Below are 2,033 nucleotides of genomic sequence, written 5' to 3' on the forward strand. Positions count from 1 at the left end.
ATCGTAAATGTTGATAAATTATGTTATGTCAAATCTGGGACGTGAATTGCTTTTGCGTTATCGAGACGCCAAGTCTGCTTTCTGCCCGTTCGGCCGCGCTCTCGAGACTCGGAGTCACGTTGCCGAAATCGTGGGTTTCGGTCCGAAACGGCCTGTTACGTCCGAAATACCCGCCTGATTTATGGTTTGCCCGATAAGATGAGATTGTCGCAATCCATGACTGAGGATTTTCCCTAAGCTTTAGCCGCCTCGGACGTGAGGTGGCACATCTGCCTACCCTCGCGGTCCGCCGCCCGCTCCGGCGTCCCACAACGCTCCGTCGCCCGGAAACAGCCGCCAGCCAATGCGCTCAACGATTTACTTGTGCGCTGATGCGTACCCGAACTCACTCAGCCCGAGCCCGCCATGTTCGTAGATTGTCTAAAACGGTATCCAGTCAAAGGACTATCCCCAGAGTCTCTGCAATCTGTTCTTTTGCAAGAGGCACAGGGGTTTCCGCTTGACCGCGCATATGCCATTACTGACGGTTCATTTGCATTCGACCCGGGCAATCCCACCCCCGAGCCGAAGACGAAATTTCTGATGCTGGCCAAATACGAACGGCTGGCCCAGTTGAAAACCCGCCTGATTGCAGAGACCAGCGAACTCGAAGTCGAGCACCATGGGTCAACCGCCCGTTTTGATCTCGCCACCGACGCCGGGAAGGAAACGGCTGCGTTTTTTATGAGAGATTTCCTTGGGGTGCCACTTCCCGGAACTCCGAAGGTCGTTCACGCGCCCGGGCACCAGTTCACTGACGTCAGCGTTCACTCTGTTGCCTTGATGCGCAGCATCTCCTTCATCAATCTTGCGACCGTCCGCGATTTGGTTGAGCGAGTTGGTATGGAACTTGATCCCGTGCGTTTTCGCGCGAACGTCTATTTCGACGGCCTTCCTGCGTGGGCCGAGATGGAGTGGCTCGACCGCCACTTCTGCATCGGTGACGCACGTCTCAAAGTGGTGAGACGCACCAAGCGCTGCGCAGCAACGAGTGTAAACCCCGCGACTGGCGAGCGCGATATCGACCTTCCGCTCCAGATCAAGGACTACGTCAACCACGGAGATCTCGGAATCTACGCAGCGGTGTTGACAGGCGGGACCATCAAGCCGGGCGACAAAATAGTCCTGGAGAATTAGTGATGAAAAGCCCATCGACACAGTCGTCCGACTACGCGCTCGAAAAGCGCAGCCTCTGCAAGGAATTCCTCGACTTTCGAGCTATCTGTGACTTCAACCTGAAAATCCGGCGCCGCGATATACACGCACTAATCGGGCCGAACGGCGCAGGTAAGACGATGATGTTCATCTCCTGACCAAGTTCGTCACACCGTCTCGGGTGAAATTCTTTTGGACGGCAAGGACATCACTCAGACTCCGCCTGCCGCGATAGCGGGCCGAGGAATGGTTCGGTCACTTACTGCAATCTCCCCGGAGATGACAGTCCTGGATAACGTGAAGATCGCCCTGCAAAAACGTCATGGCCTCTCGAGGAGCCTGTTCGGCGGCAGTAAGACCACGCGCGACATCTCGGCGACGAAGGCATGGCACTGCGGGCAGGAGTCTATAGGCTCAGGTGGATCAATTCTGGATGGCCGTCAACACCTGCGGCTCCAAGGGATTCTCCAAGGGAAAAGTCTGCTTTCCGGCTTGTGGAAGTTGGTCACTTGTCCCGCTGATCAAACCGTCGCCGGAGCTGTCTCACCTCCGTATTTTCATAGAACGCTCACAGTATTCGGAGCTGCCTACATGGGTAAGCGTTTTCACGTCGGCGAGGTCGCTCGCCAGGTCCACGTCGCAGGCGATGAATCGCACACGTAGGGCGGCCGATACGCTCTTGGAGAAGCTACCGAGGTAGATGGTTCGTCGTAGCTGGTCAAGCACCGAGATTCGTGTGGCAGATCGCGACTTCAGGTCAGCGAGCGCATCGTTCTCGACCACGATGACGCGTGCACCTCGGGGTAATCATACTTTTCGTGCGGAATCTGGCGGTAGTC

General features: G+C 56.3%; 2 protein-coding genes and 1 pseudogene. 2 read left to right on the forward strand and 1 reads right to left on the reverse strand.

The window, feature by feature from the left end:
* Positions 1 to 405: 405 nt before the first annotated feature.
* Both PQR02_RS40245 and PQR02_RS40250 read left to right on the forward strand, forming a co-directional pair.
* Positions 406 to 1,176, forward strand: coding sequence for an MOSC domain-containing protein (locus tag PQR02_RS40245; protein ID WP_408243357.1), 771 nt, complete (start codon positions 406 to 408; stop codon positions 1,174 to 1,176).
* Positions 1,177 to 1,178: 2 nt separating this feature from the next.
* A complete protein-coding gene (locus tag PQR02_RS40250) occupies positions 1,179 to 1,352 on the forward strand; it encodes a hypothetical protein (protein WP_408243358.1) in 174 nt (57 codons plus the stop codon).
* 400 nt (positions 1,353 to 1,752) lie between these two features.
* On the opposite strand, the pseudogene PQR02_RS40255 reads toward PQR02_RS40250, so the two are convergent.
* A pseudogene (locus PQR02_RS40255) lies at positions 1,753 to 1,983 on the reverse strand (PLP-dependent aminotransferase family protein); the annotation flags it as partial.
* Positions 1,984 to 2,033 lie beyond the last annotated feature (50 nt).

The organism is Paraburkholderia sediminicola (genome assembly GCF_046026895.1).
In the GTDB taxonomy this organism is placed as follows: Bacteria; Pseudomonadota; Gammaproteobacteria; order Burkholderiales; family Burkholderiaceae; genus Paraburkholderia; species Paraburkholderia sediminicola_C.

Bases quoted from the DNA above. Each gene is read 5' to 3' on its own strand.
- PQR02_RS40245 (WP_408243357.1), top strand. From the start codon at position 406: ATGTTCGTAGATTGTCTAAAACGGTATCCAGTCAAAGGACTATCCCCA.
- PQR02_RS40250 (WP_408243358.1), top strand. From the start codon at position 1,179: ATGAAAAGCCCATCGACACAGTCGTCCGACTACGCGCTCGAAAAGCGC.